Source organism: Agrobacterium larrymoorei, from assembly GCF_030819275.1.
Taxonomy (GTDB): Bacteria; Pseudomonadota; Alphaproteobacteria; order Rhizobiales; family Rhizobiaceae; genus Agrobacterium; species Agrobacterium larrymoorei_B.
Genome location: NZ_JAUTBL010000002.1, coordinates 2,327,917 through 2,346,603, shown reverse-complemented (window position 1 = coordinate 2,346,603; position 18,687 = coordinate 2,327,917). Strand labels below are relative to the sequence as shown.

Below are 18,687 nucleotides of genomic sequence, written 5' to 3'. Positions count from 1 at the left end.
AATGTCCACCCTGTGACGATGTAGAATGAGTTTGACATTTGGCTCACGGATGCGGCAAGCCCTTTAATAGACATTTGCAGTTGAACCGGCGGCAGCTGCCAAGGGTTCCCTCAGAAGATGGCAGAAACGGTGGCACACAGCTTGCCCGATTGAGCCAAAAGGTTGCGTGATGACGAAGGCGATCGGCCTTTTGCTACTTTTGGCCATGGGGATACAGCTCATCCGCCCGCTCGGATTTCCGGGCTTTAGACGACGCGCCGATTTCTGGAAGATCGCCGTGGTGGCCTTTGTTCTATGGACGCTGGTGCTGCTCCTGCGGCCATGAATTTTGGCGCTCCCATCGATGATGGAAGCGCCTACAGCATCGGCCCGAAAATCGCTCTCGATTTTCGGAAAGCACGATGCGTAGCGTCAAAAAGCGAAAGCGTCCTTTGGGCGTTTAACAAAACGCACGGCGCTTTAGATGATCAGAGCTTGCGCCCGAGATAGTCCTCGACCTTCTTGCGCTCCCATGCGGCATTGAGGAAGGGCACGAGGTCGAAGGTGGTCATGCCGTTCATCGCAAGGGCGACACCCCAGCCGAGGGCCGGCCAGATGGCCCAGAAGTAATGCGGGCTGGTAACAAGGTTGATGACGACCAGCATGGCGATGACCAAGACATATTGCGCGACATGCAGGTAGAACTTCTTGATCTTTCGCACGCGCTCGAATGCGAGGGCTTCTTCGGCTTCTCTGGAGTCGACAGCAATGCTTTGCATATCCGTTTCCTTTTCTACGGTCAGTTGCGACACGTCGATCTCGAAGACGGATGCCAGGGTTGCGAGCGTTTCCAGGCTCGCGGATTGACCCCGCTCGATACGCTGAATGGTGCGCACGCTCAAGCCACTGACGGTTGCCAACTGCTCCTGCGACCAGCCGCGCTGTAGCCTGAGTTTCTGTACCAGCATCATTCTCTCCAAGGTTCGACGCGACCGACATTTCCGCAAACCGCCATCGATCACCACGTCATCCGCCCGACTGTCGGGTTGCTGTCGGGACGGTGACGGGCCTGTCATGGCGGCATACTGCGCCGGGCGAGCGTGAATTTGAAGAGTGGCGAGCCGCCGGGAAAAGAAAAAGCCGCTCGAGGAGAGCGGCTTTCCGGTACAGTCTCAGATAGGGCTTAAGTAGAGAGAAGCGACGTCACGCCGCCTTCTCAAGCTCCTGCTTCCAGTTGCCGCGCGCTGCCAGAGAATTCATCTCGGCGCGGTGGCGGAAGGCGCGCTGGCCGGCTGCGACATTTTCCTGCTTGCCGCCCCAGGCATGGAGTGCCGTTTCCTGCAATGCGCGGCCATAGGAAAAGGTGACGGACCATGGCAGGTCATAGCTCGCATTGATGGCCGAGAGGTGGGCGGTGGCTTCTTCCGACGACTGGCCGCCGGAGAGGAAGGCGATGCCGGGTACAGCGGATGGCACGGTGGCCTTCAGCACCTTCACGGTCTTTTCGGCAACCTCTTCGATGCCTGCCTTGCGGGCATTCTTGCCGTCGATGACCATGTTGGGTTTCAGGATCATGCCTTCCAGATCGACGCGGGCATCGTAAAGATCGGTGAACACCGTGCGCAGCACCCATTCGGTCACCTCGGCGCAACGATCGATGCTGTGTGTGCCGGGCTTGCCGTCCATCAACACCTCCGGCTCGACGATCGGCACGATGCCGGCCTGCTGGCAAAGCGCTGCATAGCGGGCCAGCGCCTGGGCATTCGCCTTGATCGAGCCCCATGTCGGAAGTCCATCGCCGATAGCGATGACGCCGCGCCATTTGGCGAAGCGCGCACCGGCTTCGTAATAGGTCTTCAGTCGATCCGCCAGGCCGTCGAGGCCCTCGGTCACCGTCTCGCCGGGAAAGAAGGCCTGCGGCTTGGCGCCCTTGTCCACCTTGATGCCGGGAACGGCGCCCGCTGCCTTGATGATCTCGACGAAGGGCGTGCCATCAGCCGCCTTCTGGAACAGCGTCTCCTCATAGAGAATGACGCCGGAGATGCACTTCGTCATCGCCTCGTCGGTGCGGAACAGCATTTCGCGATAATCACGGCGGCTGGTTTCTGTCGATTCCAGACCGATCGTGTCGAAGCGCTTCTTGATGGTGCCGGTGGATTCATCCGCCGCCAGCAGTCCCTTGCCGTTCGACATCATTTTAAATGCAATATCTTGAAGACGTTCGGTCATTTCCAGTTCTCCCAATACATGATCATACTCAGATACCAGACAGAGGCAGAAAGATGGCAGGCTAAGGCCTTGAATCGTTTGAAATAGTTTTAGTCAGCGAATGTGTTTCCGAGTATGTGCGGCGCGTGAAATTGCCGAAGAAGAAGACGCTTGATGCGCTGTTTGGTTCCGAAGAGTGAGGCGCTTGCTCAAGAAATAAAACGACCGACGCCGGTCGTGGCGTCGGTCGTTCGTTTTTACTCGGATGTGTTTTGGCAGAGGTGAATTACTTCTGCTCTTGCAGAATAGCGACACCCGGAAGCACCTTGCCTTCCATCCATTCGAGGAAGGCGCCGCCTGCGGTCGAGATGTAAGTGAAGTCTTCGGCAACGCCTGCATGGTTCAGCGCGGCCACCGTATCACCGCCGCCTGCGACGGAGACGAGTTTGCCGGACTTGGTGCATTCGGCGGCATGGCGGGCGGCAGCGACGGTTGCGGTGTCGAATGGTTCGATTTCGAAGGCGCCGAGCGGGCCGTTCCAGACCAGCGTTTCAGCGCGCGAAATCCAGCCCTTGATCGCTTCGACCGACTTCGGACCGACGTCGAGCACCATGGCGTCTTCGGGGATGGCGTTGATATCGACCACCTCATTGGCGGCATTGGCCTTGAACTCGCGGGCCACAACGCCGTCATCCGGCAGGACGATGGCGCAGCCAGCCGTCGCAGCCTCGATCATGATCTGCTTTGCGGTTTCGGCAAGATCATGCTCGCAGAGCGACTTGCCGACCTGTGTGCCGCGTGCAGCGAGGAAGGTGTTGGCCATGCCGCCGCCGATCACCAGCGCGTCGACCTTCTTGACGAGGTTCATCAGGAGATCGATCTTGGTGGAGACCTTTGCGCCGCCGACAATGGCAACGACCGGGCGGGCAGGGGCGCCGAGACCCTTTTCCAGCGCTTCCAGTTCCGCCTGCATGGTGCGGCCGGCATAGGCCGGCAGATGGCGGGCAAGACCTTCGGTGGAGGCGTGGGCGCGGTGGGCGGCGGAGAAGGCGTCGTTGACGAAGATATCGCCGTTCTTGGCAAGCTCCGTGACAAAAGCGGGATCGTTCTTTTCCTCGCCCTTGTGGAAGCGGGTGTTTTCCAGAAGCAGGATATCGCCGTCATTCATCTTGGCGATGGCTTCGGCCGCAGCAGAGCCAATGCAATCGCTGGCAAAGAGCACGGCGTGGTCCAGAACTTCTTCCAAGGCGGGAGCGATGAGCGAGAGCGACATGTCGGCAACCGGCTCACCCTTCGGGCGGCCGAAATGTGCCAACAGAATGACCTTGGCACCCTTTTGCGAGAGTTCCAGAATGGTGGGCGCCACGCGCTCAAGGCGGGTCTTGTCCGTCACCTTGCCATCAGCAACCGGCACATTGAGATCGACACGAACGAGAACGCGCTTTCCGGAAATGTCGGTGAGGTCGTCAAGGGTCTTGAAGGCGGGCATAGATCGATCCTGTAAAACGTGTTTGAAACAATGTCTTCGGGCGCGACCATACTATGCCTGACCGACGGTGCAAGGCGTTTTCATCACGATGCGGTGACGCTTTCTCACTTCGCGCTCAAAGGCTCTGGCTGCGGGCGCGGCGCTTCTCTCTGCGATGCTCGCGGGCGCGGTGGATGATGTCTTTCAGGCTGATGAAGATCGGCAAGGTGGTGGCGGGCTCCACCGGTTCCAGCGAAATGCCGATGCTGGAGATTGCGTGATTTTCATCGAGATCGCGGACGATCAGGATCAGCGAACCGAGGCGGATACGGTCGGCATATTCCGCCTTGCCGCCAAGGCGGAATTCGATCAATTCGCCAACGGTCAGCGACTGCTCCTGCGCGGTGATCAGCCCCGGGCCATAGGATGCGTCGAGCTCTTTGGCCGGGCGCTGTGGCGAAATGGCGAAGGTGCCGAAGATGTCCTCGTCATCGGTGGTCACCGGCTTGGCGCTGGCAAAGAGCCGGTCGAGCAGCTTCGCATTGCTGGGAATGACGAAGAGATAGACGAGATCGTTTTCCCGAAGCCTGCCGGCATATTGATAGCGGATGGATTTACCGTCGCGCACCACGAGAGACGGCATCGCCCAGCGGGGAATGCGCTCGCCCTGCAAAATCGCGCTGCCCTTGGCAACACGATAGGAGATCAGCTCATGGGTTGCGGTGCCGGGCAGGTCCACTTCCAGCTTGTCCACTTCACCCATCCGCGGCGGTACGACGAGGCCGAGGCGGGTTGCGACGGGCTTGATCGTCCAGCCCTGCACCAGAAGCGAGACCAGCACGATGATGAAGGCGGCGTTGAAGTAGATCTCGGCATTGTTGAGCCCGCCCAGCGCCGGAAGAATGGCAAGCAGGATCGAGACGGCGCCGCGCAGACCCACCCAAGCGACGAAGCTGGTTTCCTGCTGGGTGTAGTTGAAAGGCATGAGGCTGAGCCACACGGCGAGCGGCCTTGCGACGAAGATCAGGAAGAGCGCCAGCAGAACAGCGGGAATGATGATGGCCGGAAACTGCGAGGGCGTGGCCAGCAGGCCGAGCATCAGGAACATGATGATCTGCGCCAGCCACGTCATGCCCTCATGGAAGCGACGGATCGCGCCCTTGGCGAAAATCTTGCGATTGCCCGCGACGATGCCGGCGACATAGACGGCGAGGAAGCCGCTGCCATGCAGCGCGCCGGTAAAGGAGAAGACGAGAAGCGCCAGCGCCAGAACGAGAATGGGCGCCAGGCCGCGATCCATGGTGAAGCGGTTGACGATGTTGACGATCATCAGGCCGCCAAGCAGGCCGAAGATCAGGCCAAGCCCCATCTCTTCGAGGAACATCAGGATGAAGCTGCTGTCGAAGCCTGCCAGCCCCTTGCCGCGGCTGACGACTTCCACCAGCGCGATGGTCAAGAAGATTGCCATCGGATCGTTGGTGCCGGATTCTACTTCCAGCGTCGAGCGCACCTGATCGCGGATGTGAATTCCGCCGATGCGCAGCAGGAAGAACACGGCAGCCGCATCGGTGGAAGCAACGATGGAGCCAAGGAGCAGTCCTTCAAGCCAGGAGAAACCGAGCAGAAGCGCTGCGGCCCCGGCGAAGAACACAGCCGTCAGGACGACGCCGACTGTCGCAAGCGTGAGCGCGGGCCGGGAGGACAGCCGAAAAGTCTGCAAGGGCGTGCTGAAGCCGGAATCGAAGAGGATAACGGCAAGCACCAGCGAGCCGAGCATATAGGCGAGCGCGCTATTGGTGAATTCGATGCCGAGACCATCCTTGCCCGCGGCAAGCCCGATCATCAGGAAGAGAAGGAGCAGTGGCGCGCCGAAGCGGTAGGCAATCAGGCTGGAAAAGGCGGCTGCAAGAACAAGAACGTTGGCAACCAGCAGCAAGAGATAAAATGATTCCAATGCTCTACCCTTCGCACCCGCGCCCATGAATCCGGCGCGCAGTGCCACATCTGCCGGTGCCGAATCTTGTGAGCGATTGTTCTGTCGCAAAATGGACCAGAGCAAGGCGGATGTGAGGAAAGATGGAGGATGTGTGGGTCGGAGGCTAAAGGAAGACAGCGTGGGATTGCTTGCGCCGATTGCGGTTTGTGGCGCGGACCTGCAAACCTCTCCGTCGTCATCCTTGGGCGCGGCCCGCCGCTGACCGGTTTATGGGGCCGGAACTGTTACGACAGCTCTGAATGCGTGGCATCCCCCTCTGCGCTGCGGGACAGAGGGGGGCCTCTCGGCAAGGTGACGGAAAGAGAAAACCTCTCGCCCAAACACCTCTCCCCAATTTAAACCTGACAGGAGTGGGTCTAGCCCGAGCATGAGCGCGGAGAGGTGGTTGGCCCATGGTCTCCACTGCCCGGGCACTGTGTCGATAACGCACATCAGCCGCCGATCGCCTTCACCAGTCGCAGTCCAACGAGCGTTCCCAGCGCGCAAAACAGCAAAAACACCCAGCCAGACACAGCACCGGCATGGATGCCGGAGAGCAGCACGCCGACGGTGCAGCCAAGCGCGGTCATGCCGCCCCAGCCCATCAGGAGACCGCCAATGAAGCGCAGTGCAAGGCCTCGCCCGTTCGGCCAGACCGGTTTGAACTGACCGGCAAAGAGCGCCGAGGCGAAGCTTGCCAGAATGAGGCCGCTGACGAAGAGGCCGTTGGGCGAAAGAAGGGCTGTCTTGATGGCGCTGATGCAGCCGCGTGCGGTGTCGAGACCAGCCAGTGTCTCCGGCACCAATCCAAGGCTGAGGCCGCCGGTGCGCACCACGCTTCCAAGTTCCTGGGTCACACCAAGTGGGGCAATACGAAAATAGGCAAAAGCGCTGATCAAGGCTATGAGGATGCCAGTGAGGACGGGCGGCCAGCGGTCGATGAAAAGAGCGCGAGAAATCTCTGGCAGGGTTGAGGGTGATCGTCGCTCGCGATCCGCCGCATGCAGTCGTCCCTTGCTCCACCAGAGGGCTGCGATCACGAGGAGAAAAAGAAGAGCAAGGCTGAGAAGCAGAGCGCCACTATAGCCGAGGCCGTGAGGCAACCAGAGCGGCGCGTCATCGAAAACAGTGGCTGTGTAGAGGCTGTTCCAGCTGGCAAAACCGGCAATGAAGCCGAGGCCTGCGCCGGCGAGCGCTACCAGCGAGCCAAAGGCTCCTTCTCCGAGCCGGTAGAAATGCGCCGAGAGGCAGGAGCCGGAAAGGGCGGCGCCGAGACCGAAGATGGCGGCGGCGAGCGCCAGCACCCAGCCGACCGGGCCGATATGCGCGCCGGGTGGCAGGCGTCCTGGCTGCGGTACCGGCGCCCATGCGGTCATAACGATCTGGTAGAAGACCGCACCGGCTGCAAGCGCCACCAGAATAGCGATCACGCCACCAGCCTCGCGCTTTTCCACCAGGTCGCGAAAATTGCAGAGAAAGCAGAAGCGGCCGCGCTGCAACACAATGCCGAAGGCGGCACCCGCCAGAACCGAGAGGGCAAGGATCCGACCGCCGCTTTCCTGCGAGAGAAACCAACCCCAGATGCCGATCAGCAGGAGGAGGGCGACGGAGATGAGAGGGGCAATCCGGATTGTCATGTCGCTACCGAGTATGGGACATCCGGCAGGTGCCGAGGCACCCACCGGACGGGGAGGAACGTGAATTGCGGATTACTTGCCGTTCCAGACGGTGCCAGCGGGGTTCTTTACCGGCACGCCGACGGCATTGCCGTACTCGGTCCAGGAGCCGTCATAGTTCTTGACGTCGTAGCCGAGGATTTTCTTCAGCGCGAACCATGTATGACTGGAACGCTCGCCTATGCGGCAATAGGTGATGATGGGTTTGGAGCCGTCGATGCCCTTCTCCGCATAGATGGCCTTGATCTCGTCCGCCGATTTGAAGGTGCCATCCTTATTGACGATGGTGCCCCAGGGCACGTTGACCGCGCCAGGTATGTGGCCAGCGCGCACCGAAAGCTCCTTCACGCCATCGGGCGCGAAGATCTTGCCGTTATATTCGTCGGCGGAACGGATATCGATGAGCTTGATATCGTGCTTGCCTTCGGCCACGGCCACGACCTCTGAAAAGCGGGCACGGATGGCCGGATCGCGATCCGGCAACTCGATGTTGCTACCCTTGGTCTCGATGGCTGCGGTGTCGAGCGGCAGCCCTTCCGCTTCCCATAATTTGCGCCCGCCATCCAGAAGCTTCACACGGTCGCCGAGACCGTAAGTTTCAAAAACCCAGGCGCCCCAGGCGGCGAACCAGTTGTTGTTGTCGCCGTAGAGAACAATGGTGCTGTCCTTGTCGACGCCCGCCTGGCGCAGAAGCTTTTCGAAGGCTTCGCGGCTGGCGATATCGCGTCGGGTCGGATCGACAAGATCCGTGTGCCAGTTGAGGTTCTGGGCGCCTGGAATATGGCCACGCTCGAAGACGCCCGGATCGACGCTGACTTCAAAGATCTTTACCTTGGGGTTCTTCAGATTGTCCTGGACCCATTGCGCGCTGACCAGCGCGTCCGATGCGCTCGCGCCCGTCGCTGCGGCGAGCGATAGAAGCGTTGCTGTGGCAATTGCGAAATACCCCTTCAAACCCGACATGATCTCTCCTTTGGCCTGTCGATTGCGGCGATGGCTGAAGATGATCCAGGCGGCGGCAAGAATGAAGAAATGGTATTCCATAAAATTAGTGGAAAATAGATTGCTCAACTTAAACGGATATATTCGCGTCATAACGAAGGTAAAGAAGCCGTTATTTCCAAATTTTGATTACTTATGGTTGCCGTCTCAAGCGAGCTTTTCGCCATGTGCAAAAACAAAAACCGGCGGGATCGCTCCCACCGGTTCTTTGGATCGGTACTGACTGCCGGATCAGATGGTCTTGGCGAAAGCCACGGCCGTGTCGGACATGCGGTTGGAGAAGCCCCACTCGTTGTCGTACCAGGAGAGAACGCGCACGAAGTTGCCTTCCATGACCTTGGTCTGGTCGGTGGCGAAAATCGAGGAGTGGCTGTCGTGGTTGAAGTCACGCGATACCAGCGGCTCGTCGGTGTAGCCGAGAACGCCCTTCAGGGCGCCGTTGGAGGCAGCCTTGATGGCGTCGTTGATTTCGGCAACGGACGTGTTCTTCTTGGCGACGAACTTGAAATCGACGACCGAGACATTCGGCGTCGGAACGCGGATGGACGTGCCGTCAAGGCGACCCTTGAGGTGTGGCAGAACCAGGCCAACGGCCTTGGCAGCGCCCGTCGAGGTCGGGATCATCGAAAGTGCTGCGGCGCGGGCGCGGTACAGATCCTTGTGCATGGTGTCCAGCGTCGGCTGGTCGCCGGTGTAGGAGTGGATCGTCGTCATGAAGCCATGGTCGATGCCGATCAGGTCATCGAGAACCTTGACGACCGGCACCAGGCAGTTGGTGGTGCAGGATGCGTTCGAGATGACGAGGTGATCCTTCGTCAGCTGGTCGTGGTTGACGCCGAAAACAACCGTGAGATCAGCGCCGTCAGCCGGAGCGGAAACGATGACGCGCTTTGCGCCAGCCGTCAGGTGAGCGGCAGCCTTGTCGCGGGCGGTGAAGATGCCCGTGCATTCCAGCGCGATGTCGACGCCGAGTTCGCCATGCGGAAGCGTTGCGGGATCGCGAACGGCGGTCACCTTGATCGGCTTGCCGCCGCCAACGATGATCGAGTCGCCTTCGACCTTCACATCGGCCGGGAACTTGCCGTGGATGGAGTCGTAACGCAGCAGGTGCGCATTGGTCTCAACGGGGCCGAGGTCGTTGATGGCAACGACTTCAATGTCGGTGCGGCCGGATTCAACGATGGCACGAAGGACGTTACGGCCGATACGGCCGAAGCCGTTAATGGCTACTTTTACAGTCATTTACAGTCTCCCGATCAATAAGTCTGGTTCTCAATGGAATAACATGAACGCGAAGCGGCGCAGGCTTGGAGCCTCCACCGCTTGCGGCGGTCGACAGCCGAAGGTGGGGCGCGGAAAGCACCTTTCCTCCGGCCAATGGGATCAGCCGAGCTTTTCTTCGGCTGCGGCGACAACCGCTTCTGCGGTGATGCCGAAGTGCGGGAAGAGGTCCTTGGCCGGTGCAGAAGCACCGAAGGACTGCATGCCGACGAAAGCGCCGTCATTACCGATGAAGTAATCCCAGCCCTGGCGGATTGCCGCTTCGACGGCGATCTTGACCGGCGCGTTGCCGATGATGGCCTGACGATAGCTCTCCGGCTGCTCCTTGAAGAGTTCGAAGCAGGGCACGGAAACGACGCGGGCGGAAATGCCCTTGTCCTTCAGCGTGGCGGCGGCCTTCAGCGCAAGCTCCACTTCCGAGCCCGAGGCGAAGATCGAGACCTTCGCGTCGCTTGCCGAAACCAGTTCGTAGGCACCATAGGCAACGAGGTTCTTCTCCTCATAGTCCTTGCGAGCGGGCGTCAGGTTCTGGCGTGTGAGTGCCAGTGCAGACGGACGATGCTTTTCATGCAGGGCAAGCTGCCAGGCTTCTGCCGTTTCCGTCTCGTCTGCCGGGCGGAAGACCAGGAGGTTCGGAATGGCGCGCAGCGCTGCAATCTGCTCCACCGGCTGGTGGGTCGGGCCGTCTTCACCAACGCCGATCGAGTCATGCGTCAGGACGTGAACGACGCGGATGCCCATCAGTGCGGCAAGGCGGATCGACGGACGGCAATAGTCCGAGAAGATCAGGAAGCCGCCGGAGTAGGGGATCAGGCCGCCATGCAGCGAAATGCCGTTCATGGCCGCTGCCATGCCGTGTTCGCGAATGCCGTAATGCATATAGCGACCGGAGAAGTCCGTCGGCGTGATCGACACCATCTGGCTGGTCTTGGTGTTGTTGGAAGGCGTCAGGTCGGCGGAGCCGCCGAGCATTTCCTGCACCACGCCGTTGATGACTTCGAGCGTGTCTTCGGAAGCCTTGCGGGTGGCAACCGTCGGATTGTTGGCGGCGACCTTCTTCTTGAAGGCGTCGATGGAGCTGTCGAAATTGCCGGGCAGATCGCCGGCGAAACGGCGCTTGAACTCGGCTTTCTTTTGAGTTTCTGCCGCTTCCAGACGGGCTTCCCATTCCTGGCGGGTCTTGGTGGAGCGCAGGCCTGCCAGACGCCAAGCATCGAGCACGTCTTCGGGAATGACGAAGGGTTCGGCTTCCCAGTTCAGGTGCTTGCGGGTTGCGGCAATTTCTTCTGCGCCGAGTGGCGAGCCGTGAACCTTGTGGGTGCCGGCCTTGTTCGGGGCACCGAAGCCGATGGTGGTCTTGGCGGCGATGAAGGTCGGGCGGTCGGACTTGTGGGCTTCTTCGATGGCAGCGGCAATCGCTTCCGGATCGTGGCCGTCGATCTCGATCGTGTGCCAGTGAACCGCCTTGAAGCGTTCGATCTGGTCGGTGGAGTCGGACAGGCCGACTGCGCCGTCGATCGTGATGTTGTTGTTGTCCCAGAAGAGCACGAGCTTGTTCAGGCGCAGATGGCCGGCAAGCGCGATCGCCTCATGGCTGATGCCTTCCATCAGGCAGCCGTCGCCGCACAGAACGTAAGTATAATGGCTCTGCAGATCGGAGCCGAATTCTTCTTCCAGCTTGCGCTCGGCAATCGCCATGCCGACAGCATTGGCAATGCCCTGGCCGAGCGGGCCGGTGGTGGTCTCGATGCCGGTGGCATGGCCGTATTCCGGGTGGCCGGCGGTCTTGGAGCCGAGCTGACGGAAGCGCTTGATCTCGTCGATCGTCATGTCCTCGTAGCCGGTGAGGTACAGGCACGAGTAGAGCAGCATGGAGCCGTGGCCGGCGGACAGCACGAAACGGTCGCGGTCGGGCCAATGCGGCGCCTTGGGGTCGAATTTCAGATAGCGGGTAAAGAGGACCGTGGCGACATCCGCTGCACCCATCGGCAAGCCAGGATGGCCGGAATTGGCCTTCTCCACAGCATCCATGGCAAGAAATCGGATTGCATTGGCCATCCGGTCGTGTTTGTCGCGAGAAATCATGGCTTTTCCGTCTGTTCCGGGTGAAAGGAGATAGTCGTTCTAACTATCCAAAAAGCGGGTTGATCCATAGCAGGTAGGGCGGCTCTGTCAACAAATGCGGCCTTCGTTGCGGTTCGTTCGGCAACAAAAATCGTTTCGCGTCCGCCTGCCATGCATTCGACCAATCCTCCTCCCAAGCTGTGGCCATAATCGGGCAGGGCGACTTCACGGGATCGTTGGCAAGCTGCATTCATCCACAGCGCAAAGTGCTTGAATGTATTGGTTTGATTGACGCGGGCGCAAAACGGGTAATATCGTGTCTTGGCCTTGGGTGACATCGGGCGGCAACGATTCGGCTTGCCGCTTACGCGGTTTGGAAGAAACGATGACGGCGGAAAAAACCATACATGTTGCGCTGTCGGAGCTCAGCTCCGCAATCACCAGCCTTGAAAACGCCCTCGACATGCGCCTCGAGCGCCAGCGGGAAAGCGGCGAGGTGGAGAGTGAAGTCAAGCGCGTGCATGTGGATCGTGCCCGCCTTGCCCAGGAACTCGATCAGTCGCAGTTCCGCGCCAACCGTCTCGAAGAGGTGAACCGCGAGGTCTCGCGCCGTCTTGTCACGGCCATGGAAACCATCCGCGCCGTGCTGGACAGATAAGAGGAGGCCCCCATGGCTCAAGTCACCGTGATGATCGACGGCAAGGCCTATCGCATGGCCTGCGAAGCAGGACAGGAAGACCACCTCACCGATCTCGCCGCCCGTTTCGACCGCTATGTCGGTCATCTGAAAAGCCAATTCGGCGAGATCGGCGATCTGAGATTGACCGTCATGGCCGGCATCATGATCACCGACGAGATGTCGGAGCTGTCGCGCAAGATCGAAGCGCTGGAAAACCAGGTCGCCTCGTTGCAGCAGAACCGCGACGGCATGGCTGAAAGCAAGGCGAAGGCCGACGAGCAGATCGTGCTCGCCATTTCCGATCTCGCCATGCGGCTGAACGGCATTACCGAAAAGCTGGTGGAAAGGCCGAAGCCTTCGGTCAATTGAGCCTGCGCCTCACATAAGCGGTGCCATCAAGAATATCCTCGGCAGCCTCTTTCGAAACGCATCGATCCATCATATATAGAGAGTGCGTTCTGCGCTTCTCGACAGGAACCACAATCCCTGGGGCCATACTCGATCCAAAGGGAGCTGTCCCTGTCCGGCCTCGTGGGGCTGGACACACGGTGCCCACCTACTTTTGTAGGCACCCAGGATCGTAAATCTCCATCGGTCGTCGCGGACGCACTTTACTTTTTTAGCTTAGGCGATTTCGCCACGTTTGTGGCGTGGCAACAAACCATCGGTTTTAAATTGCGTCCTTTTGCCTCGCACGTGACGCCCACGATTATTTTATTCGGTTTATGATGAAAGCTTTGCGATGGCACGATCTTGTCATTGCATTGGTGGAACAATTCTTTATTATTCGGATTGGTATGTCCGTTCAGCCTCTCCTAAAGGCGAATGCGGTTGCAACCGCGACGTGCCGTTCAACAGCCCAAAGAGCTAAACTTGTTTACTGAAATTATGATCGTGGTCCTGCTCACCGTATTGAACGGGGTGCTCGCCATGTCCGAGCTTGCTGTCGTCTCTTCCAGACCGGCGAGACTTAAAGTGCTGGCCGCTCAAGGCAGCAAGGGTGCCACGATGGCGCTCAATCTTTCTGAAAATCCCGGACGGTTTTTGTCCACTGTGCAGATCGGCATTACGCTGGTCGGCGTTCTCTCCGGTGCCTTTTCCGGCGCCACACTCGGTGCCCGCTTCACGCTTTGGCTTGCCGAACAGGGCGTGCCGGACCGTGCCGCCGATGCGCTTGGCGTCGGTGTCGTGGTCGTGGCCATTACCTACCTGTCGCTGATCGTCGGCGAACTTGTGCCCAAGCAGATCGCGCTGCGCGACGCTGAAAAGGTTGCAGCCCGCGTGGCACCGGCCATGGTGTTCCTGTCGAAGATCGGCGCACCGGTCGTCTGGCTTCTCGACAAGTCGGGCAAGATCGTGCTGGCGCTGCTGGGTCACAGCGGTGAATCGAGCGCCTCTGTTACCGATGACGAAATCCGCACGGTTCTGGCCGAAGCGCATAGTGCCGGCGTGATCGAAACCGAAGAATCGGCGATGATCACCGGCGTCATGCGCCTTGCCGACCGTAACGCCCGCGGCCTGATGACGCCGCGTCGCGATGTGGAAGTCGTCGACATCGAGGACACGGCTGAGGAAATCCGTGAGCAGCTTCGTGGCACCCAGCGTTCGCGCCTGCCGGTGCGCAACGGGGCTTCGGATGAGATCCTCGGCGTGCTTTTCGCCAAGGATGCCTTCGATGCGCTGGCGTCCGGCAAGGAGCTCAACATTCGCGAGTTGCTGCGTGAAGTGCCGGTTGTCTCCGACCTCACTAGCGCGGTCGACGTGATCCAGTCGCTGCGCCGTTCCACGGTGCATATGGTCCTCGTCTATGACGAATATGGCCACTTCGAAGGCATCATCAGCTCCGGCGACATTCTGGAGGCCATTACCGGCGCCTTTCAGGAGGACGATGGTGAAGAGCCTGCGATGGTGGAGCGCGAGGATGGCAGCTTCCTGGTTGCTGGCTGGATGGCTGCCGACGAGTTTGCCGATCGCATGGGCTTCCAGATCGATGAGGATGCCGAATTCGAAACCGTCGCCGGTCTGGTGCTGGACGAGTTCCGTCGCCTGCCGGAACTGGGCGAGCACATAACGCGCAACGGCTGGCGCTTTGAGGTCATCGATCTCGATGGCCATCGCATCGACAAGGTCCTGGTCAGCCGGGCTGCCTGATGAGCGAAGCCGGTTCTCTGACAAAAGCGCAATTGCGTATCGAGCGTCTCGCCCTGCGGGACGCTCTTTCCGTTGAAGAACGCGCGACCAAGAGCCTTGTCATGGCTGAGAAGGGCGCGGACGCTTTGTCCTTCGTCCCCGGCACGGTAATTTCCGGCTTCATGCCGATCCGCTCCGAAGCCGACACCAGACCTTTGATGGAAGCCCTTCGCGACAAGGGCGCCACGCTTTGCCTGCCGGTGATGCTCGACCGGGAAACCATCGTCTTTCGCGAATTCACCCGCGGCACGGAACTGGTCAAGACCGGTTTCGGCACCAAGGGGCCGGATGAGAACGCTGCCGAGCTCGACCCGCAAATCCTGCTCGTTCCGCTGTCTGCCTTCGATGGCAAAGGGCAGAGGATCGGCTATGGGGCCGGGCATTATGACCGGGCTATCGCCCGCCTGCACGCAAAAGGGCTGGAACCCTTGCTGATAGGCATTGCATTCGACTGCCAGGAAGTGCCATCAGTGCCGGCGGAAGCGCATGACGTTGCGCTGGACGCAATTTTGACCGAAAGCGGCTTGCGGCATTTTTCTGGCAGGGCAGGGGCATGAGACTACTTTTTCTCGGAGATATGGTGGGCAAGACCGGACGCACGGCGGTCTGGGAAAAATTGCCGGGGCTGATCTCCGACCTGAAACTGGATTTCGTCATCGTCAATGGCGAGAACGCCGCTGGCGGCTTTGGCATTACGGAAGAGATTTATCTGGAAACCATCAATGCTGGCGCTGACGTCGTCACCACCGGCAATCATGTCTGGGACCAGAAAGAGGCCGTCTCCTTCTGCGAACGCCACGACCAGTTCCTGCGTCCCGCCAATTATCCGAAGGGCACGCCCGGCAAGGGGTCGGGCCTGTTCTATGCCCGCAATGGCGCGCGTGTGCTGGTCGCCAACATCATGGGCCGCGTCTTCATGCATCCTGAGCTGGATGATCCCTTCAGCTCGGCGGAGAACATCTTGGCGGCCTGCCCGCTGAAGGAGCAGGCGGATGCGATCATCTTCGATTTTCATGCGGAAGCGACCAGCGAGAAGCAGTGCTTCGGCCATTTCGTCGATGGCCGCGCCAGCTTCGTCGTCGGCACCCATACGCACGTGCCGACTGCGGATGCACAGATCCTGAACGGCGGAACCGCTTATATGTCGGATGCGGGCATGTGCGGCGATTACGATTCCTCGCTCGGCATGGAAAAGGAAGAGCCGATCAATCGGTTTATCTCGAAAATGCCGAAGGGTCGCTTTGAGGCGGCCAGTGGCCCGGCGACACTGTGCGGCGTTGGGGTTGAGATTTCCGATAGCACCGGCTTGGCGGAGAAGATCGCGCCTTTGCGGATCGGGCCGAGATTGGCGGAGACTGTTCCGGCGTTTTGGGCGTGATTTTTTGGTGGGGTTGGAGGTTGTGGTTCTAACCCCCGCCCTCTGTCCTGCCGGACATCTCCCCCTCAAGGGGGGAGATCGATTTGTGGCGCTCGCTCGTATATCTTCCATGTTGCGGATGAAGCGGGTAGCGCTCGTCTAGCCAATCTCACCCCTTGAGGGGGAGATGTCCGGCAGGACAGAGGGGGGTAGAGCCCCACCCACCAACGCCAGATGACAACAATGTGAGCGCCCCCCAGCGCTTACGCCTAGACGAACCCCTATCCTTGCCGCATCTTTTCCTCCATTCGCCTTTCCGGGGAGTGGTGCCATGCCTCGCATGTTCATGCCTGCATTGATCGCCCTGCTGTTCAGCGCCGCTTCCGTAGCCGCGCAGGAGCCTCCCCATCGACCTCCCGTCAGCCAGTGCCAGGCGATCGCGCAGGCGCTTCCCCGCGTTACCTTTGCAAGCTTCAAGCCTTCAGACGTGAAAAAGGCGCAGCTCAGCGAACGGGAAGAGGTAAAGATCCAGTATATAGGGCATTCCACCTACACGATCGAGTCGCCCGGGGGCGTAGTGATTGCGACCGATTATAATGGGGTGTACCGCCCGCCTGTCATGCCCACCGTGGCGACGATGAACAATGCGCACACGACGCATTACACGCTCTCGCCGGAGCCTGAGATCAAATACGTGCTGCATGGCTGGAGCGATGTGCCGGGCGAAAAGGCCGTGCATAAGCTGGAAGTGGGCGACGTCTATATCCGCAATGTCACCTCGGATATCCGCAATCGCTGGGGTGGAGGCGGCCTGCTGACGAAGGACGGCAACTCGATCTTTATTTTCGAGGTCGCCGGGCTCTGCATCGGCCATCTCGGACACCTGCATTATGAGCTGACGGAAACGCAATATGCGGAGATCGGCAGGCTGGATGTGTTGATGGTGCCGGTGGATGGAGGGTTGACGATGGGCGCCGACAGCATGAGCCGGATCGTCAAACGGTTACGGTCCGCGCTCATCCTGCCCATGCACCAGCCGAGCGCCCTTGAGCGGTTTCTCGTCGCCTTCGGCCCCCAGTTCAAGATCGCCTATGCCAGCGACCCGGTCATCCGCGTTTCGATGCGCAATCTTCCCAAGCAGCCGCAGATTCTTGTGCCGCAAGGGATGTGACAATTGCCCGTGGGCAATTTCTGAGACCCTTCATTTTCAACGCGAAAGCGCCGCGCGTCTCAGGGATACGCGGCGCTCGCAGATCAATAAAAGACTAAGGTCAGGCAAAGGCCAGGTGCTGACGAACGCCGACATCCGGCATCTTTTCGTCGGACATATTGGCCTTGGCGATTTCCCAGCCGAATTTCAGCGTGCTGTCGGTGGAGGCCCAGATATCGGCATCGTCCACATGGAGGGCCAGCATGACGAGCTGTGGGTCGCTCTTGCCGTGCTCATACCAGGCGGCGGTGACGGAGTTCCAATATTCGTCGAGCTTAGCCTTGTCGTCGCGCACTTCGAGTTTGCCGGACAGGCAGGCGTGGTAATCATGATCCTTGCCGATAACGCAGAAATGCGCACGCGAGCCGGACTTCAGCGACTGAACAAGGTCCGTATCCTTCTTGGAGAAGAACCAGATGGTGTTGGTCTTCGGGTCCGCATGCGGCGCCATGGGCTGCATGTGGCTGTGGAGACCTTCCAGACCCAACATGCCTGCATGGACGGAGTTGATCTCGTCCCAAAGCTGACGGGCGGGTTGTTCGCGTGCTTCAGTCAGACTTACCATTCAGTGATCTCCTTCCGGTTCCTGTTCCTGTCGGCGACGATCTGATTGCGATCGCGCCATCTGTGATCAGAACGGCGGGAGAGGATTTCCGTTCCTTTGAACGCTGTCGTTCGGATGTGAGAAGAAAGGCCTACGGGCTTGAACAGCCGCGCCATCGCACTTATAAGGCCCCCAATCCAAACAAACGATCCGATCAGGGGTGCCATGGCTGGCCATTCACAGTTCAAGAACATCATGCATCGCAAGGGGAAACAGGATTCGATCCGTTCGAAGATGTTCTCCAAGCTTGCTCGTGAAATCACCGTTGCAGCCAAGTCCGGTCTTCCGGACCCGACCATGAATGCTGCTCTTCGCCTTGCCGTGCAGAACGCCAAGGCGCAGTCCATGCCGAAGGACAATATCGACCGCGCCATCAAGAAGGCGTCGGGCGCAGATGCGGAAAACTACGATTCCGTTCGCTACGAAGGCTACGGCCCAGGCGGCACGGCGGTCATCGTCGAAGCGCTGACGGACAACCGCAATCGTACGGCTTCCAACATTCGCTCGATCTTCACCAAGGCTGGCGGTGCGCTGGGTGAAACCGGTTCGGTTTCCTTCTCCTTCGACCGGGTTGGCGAAATCACCTACAAGGCATCCGTTGGCGATGCCGACAAGGTGATGGAAGCGGCGATCGAAGCCGGTGCCGAAGACGTGGAAAGCGGTGAAGACGGCCACACGATCATCTGCGGTTTCGAAGATATCAACGAAGTGTCCAAGGCGCTTGAAGCCACGCTCGGCGAAGCCGACAGCGTGAAGGCCGTCTGGCGTCCGCAGAACACCGTTCCGGTGGATGAGGAAAAGGCTCAGTCGCTGATGAAGCTCATCGACAACCTCGAAGACGATGACGACGTGCAGAACGTCTATTCGAACTTCGAAGTGTCCGAAGAGGTTATGGCGAAGCTGTCTGCCTGATATCGGTTTCGACCATTCCGCGACGTCATCCTCGCCCTTGAGGCGAGGATCTAACCCGCTCGTGACGCGCCGAAAATATGGA

The 18,687-nt window shown here is 59.7% G+C and carries 17 protein-coding genes and 1 other RNA gene; 9 read left to right on the top strand and 9 right to left on the bottom strand.

Annotation, left to right across the window (positions count from 1 at the left end; all coding sequences use genetic code 11):
* The first annotated feature begins 169 nt into the window (after positions 1-169).
* Positions 170-325: a hypothetical protein gene (locus QE408_RS20015; protein WP_165457088.1), complete on the top strand. Its 156-nt coding sequence runs from the start codon at positions 170-172 to the stop codon at positions 323-325.
* A 142-nt stretch (positions 326-467) separates the two neighbouring features.
* On the opposite strand, the gene QE408_RS20010 is transcribed toward QE408_RS20015, so the two are convergent.
* The 8 genes from QE408_RS20010 to tkt form a co-directional block, all read right to left on the bottom strand.
* Positions 468-950, bottom strand: coding sequence for a 2TM domain-containing protein (locus QE408_RS20010; RefSeq protein ID WP_306934165.1), 483 nt, complete (start codon positions 948-950; stop codon positions 468-470).
* Between the two features lie 232 nt (positions 951-1,182).
* The gene (locus QE408_RS20005; RefSeq protein ID WP_306934163.1) at positions 1,183-2,208 is read right to left on the bottom strand and encodes a class I fructose-bisphosphate aldolase; all 1,026 of its coding nucleotides are present in this window, start codon (positions 2,206-2,208) and stop codon (positions 1,183-1,185) included.
* A 265-nt stretch (positions 2,209-2,473) separates the two neighbouring features.
* Positions 2,474-3,676: a phosphoglycerate kinase gene (locus tag QE408_RS20000; protein WP_306934161.1), complete on the bottom strand. Its 1,203-nt coding sequence runs from the start codon at positions 3,674-3,676 to the stop codon at positions 2,474-2,476.
* A 115-nt stretch (positions 3,677-3,791) separates the two neighbouring features.
* Positions 3,792-5,636, bottom strand: coding sequence for a potassium/proton antiporter (locus QE408_RS19995; protein ID WP_373465592.1), 1,845 nt, complete (start codon positions 5,634-5,636; stop codon positions 3,792-3,794).
* Between the two features lie 446 nt (positions 5,637-6,082).
* On the bottom strand, positions 6,083-7,267 hold the full coding sequence (locus QE408_RS19990; protein WP_306934157.1) for a YeeE/YedE family protein: 1,185 nt from the start codon (positions 7,265-7,267) through the stop codon (positions 6,083-6,085).
* Between the two features lie 72 nt (positions 7,268-7,339).
* Positions 7,340-8,269: a sulfurtransferase gene (locus QE408_RS19985; protein ID WP_306934156.1), complete on the bottom strand. Its 930-nt coding sequence runs from the start codon at positions 8,267-8,269 to the stop codon at positions 7,340-7,342.
* A 270-nt stretch (positions 8,270-8,539) separates the two neighbouring features.
* Entirely contained in the window at positions 8,540-9,550 is a 1,011-nt protein-coding gene (gene gap / locus QE408_RS19980; protein ID WP_306934154.1) for a type I glyceraldehyde-3-phosphate dehydrogenase, read from the bottom strand.
* Positions 9,551-9,691: 141 nt separating this feature from the next.
* Positions 9,692-11,674, bottom strand: coding sequence for a transketolase (gene tkt, locus QE408_RS19975; RefSeq protein ID WP_306934152.1), 1,983 nt, complete (start codon positions 11,672-11,674; stop codon positions 9,692-9,694).
* Between the two features lie 364 nt (positions 11,675-12,038).
* On the opposite strand from tkt, the gene QE408_RS19970 reads away from it, so the two are divergent.
* From QE408_RS19970 to QE408_RS19940, 7 genes are all read left to right on the top strand, one after another.
* Positions 12,039-12,311 carry a DUF4164 domain-containing protein gene (locus tag QE408_RS19970; protein WP_306934150.1) on the top strand — a complete coding sequence of 91 codons (273 nt, stop codon included), beginning with the start codon at positions 12,039-12,041 and terminating at the stop codon, positions 12,309-12,311.
* A gap of 12 nt (positions 12,312-12,323) precedes the next feature.
* Positions 12,324-12,701 carry a cell division protein ZapA gene (locus QE408_RS19965; protein WP_062427933.1) on the top strand — a complete coding sequence of 126 codons (378 nt, stop codon included), beginning with the start codon at positions 12,324-12,326 and terminating at the stop codon, positions 12,699-12,701.
* A gap of 83 nt (positions 12,702-12,784) precedes the next feature.
* Positions 12,785-12,942: non-coding RNA, 6S RNA (gene ssrS, locus QE408_RS19960), on the top strand.
* A gap of 278 nt (positions 12,943-13,220) precedes the next feature.
* Positions 13,221-14,483, top strand: a complete 1,263-nt coding sequence (locus QE408_RS19955; protein WP_306934898.1) for a hemolysin family protein — start codon at positions 13,221-13,223, stop codon at positions 14,481-14,483.
* Positions 14,483-15,079: a 5-formyltetrahydrofolate cyclo-ligase gene (locus QE408_RS19950; RefSeq protein WP_306934147.1), complete on the top strand. Its 597-nt coding sequence runs from the start codon at positions 14,483-14,485 to the stop codon at positions 15,077-15,079. The genes QE408_RS19955 and QE408_RS19950 overlap by 1 nt, the downstream gene beginning before the upstream one ends.
* Positions 15,076-15,900: a TIGR00282 family metallophosphoesterase gene (locus QE408_RS19945; RefSeq protein ID WP_306934145.1), complete on the top strand. Its 825-nt coding sequence runs from the start codon at positions 15,076-15,078 to the stop codon at positions 15,898-15,900. The genes QE408_RS19950 and QE408_RS19945 overlap by 4 nt, the downstream gene beginning before the upstream one ends.
* A 310-nt stretch (positions 15,901-16,210) precedes the next feature.
* Entirely contained in the window at positions 16,211-17,050 is an 840-nt protein-coding gene (locus QE408_RS19940) for an MBL fold metallo-hydrolase (RefSeq protein WP_306934143.1), read from the top strand.
* Between the two features lie 100 nt (positions 17,051-17,150).
* On the opposite strand, the gene QE408_RS19935 is transcribed toward QE408_RS19940, so the two are convergent.
* Entirely contained in the window at positions 17,151-17,654 is a 504-nt protein-coding gene (locus tag QE408_RS19935; RefSeq protein ID WP_306934141.1) for a pyridoxamine 5'-phosphate oxidase family protein, read from the bottom strand.
* Positions 17,655-17,858: 204 nt separating this feature from the next.
* On the opposite strand from QE408_RS19935, the gene QE408_RS19930 reads away from it, so the two are divergent.
* Positions 17,859-18,605 carry a YebC/PmpR family DNA-binding transcriptional regulator gene (locus tag QE408_RS19930; RefSeq protein WP_306934139.1) on the top strand — a complete coding sequence of 249 codons (747 nt, stop codon included), beginning with the start codon at positions 17,859-17,861 and terminating at the stop codon, positions 18,603-18,605.
* The last annotated feature ends 82 nt before the right edge of the window (positions 18,606-18,687 follow it).

Coding starts and splice junctions, on each gene's coding strand:
- QE408_RS19930 (WP_306934139.1), top strand. CDS start 17,859: ATGGCTGGCCATTCACAGTTCAAGAACATCATGCATCGCAAGGGGAAA.
- QE408_RS19970 (WP_306934150.1), top strand. CDS start 12,039: ATGACGGCGGAAAAAACCATACATGTTGCGCTGTCGGAGCTCAGCTCC.
- tkt (WP_306934152.1), bottom strand. CDS start 11,674: ATGATTTCTCGCGACAAACACGACCGGATGGCCAATGCAATCCGATTT.
- QE408_RS19935 (WP_306934141.1), bottom strand. CDS start 17,654: ATGGTAAGTCTGACTGAAGCACGCGAACAACCCGCCCGTCAGCTTTGG.
- QE408_RS19985 (WP_306934156.1), bottom strand. CDS start 8,269: ATGTCGGGTTTGAAGGGGTATTTCGCAATTGCCACAGCAACGCTTCTA.
- QE408_RS20000 (WP_306934161.1), bottom strand. CDS start 3,676: ATGCCCGCCTTCAAGACCCTTGACGACCTCACCGACATTTCCGGAAAG.
- QE408_RS19955 (WP_306934898.1), top strand. CDS start 13,221: ATGATCGTGGTCCTGCTCACCGTATTGAACGGGGTGCTCGCCATGTCC.
- QE408_RS19990 (WP_306934157.1), bottom strand. CDS start 7,267: ATGACAATCCGGATTGCCCCTCTCATCTCCGTCGCCCTCCTCCTGCTG.
- QE408_RS19940 (WP_306934143.1), top strand. CDS start 16,211: ATGCCTCGCATGTTCATGCCTGCATTGATCGCCCTGCTGTTCAGCGCC.
- QE408_RS19945 (WP_306934145.1), top strand. CDS start 15,076: ATGAGACTACTTTTTCTCGGAGATATGGTGGGCAAGACCGGACGCACG.
- QE408_RS20005 (WP_306934163.1), bottom strand. CDS start 2,208: ATGACCGAACGTCTTCAAGATATTGCATTTAAAATGATGTCGAACGGC.
- QE408_RS20010 (WP_306934165.1), bottom strand. CDS start 950: ATGATGCTGGTACAGAAACTCAGGCTACAGCGCGGCTGGTCGCAGGAG.
- gap (WP_306934154.1), bottom strand. CDS start 9,550: ATGACTGTAAAAGTAGCCATTAACGGCTTCGGCCGTATCGGCCGTAAC.
- QE408_RS19950 (WP_306934147.1), top strand. CDS start 14,483: ATGAGCGAAGCCGGTTCTCTGACAAAAGCGCAATTGCGTATCGAGCGT.
- QE408_RS19995 (WP_373465592.1), bottom strand. CDS start 5,636: ATGGGCGCGGGTGCGAAGGGTAGAGCATTGGAATCATTTTATCTCTTG.
- QE408_RS19965 (WP_062427933.1), top strand. CDS start 12,324: ATGGCTCAAGTCACCGTGATGATCGACGGCAAGGCCTATCGCATGGCC.
- QE408_RS20015 (WP_165457088.1), top strand. CDS start 170: ATGACGAAGGCGATCGGCCTTTTGCTACTTTTGGCCATGGGGATACAG.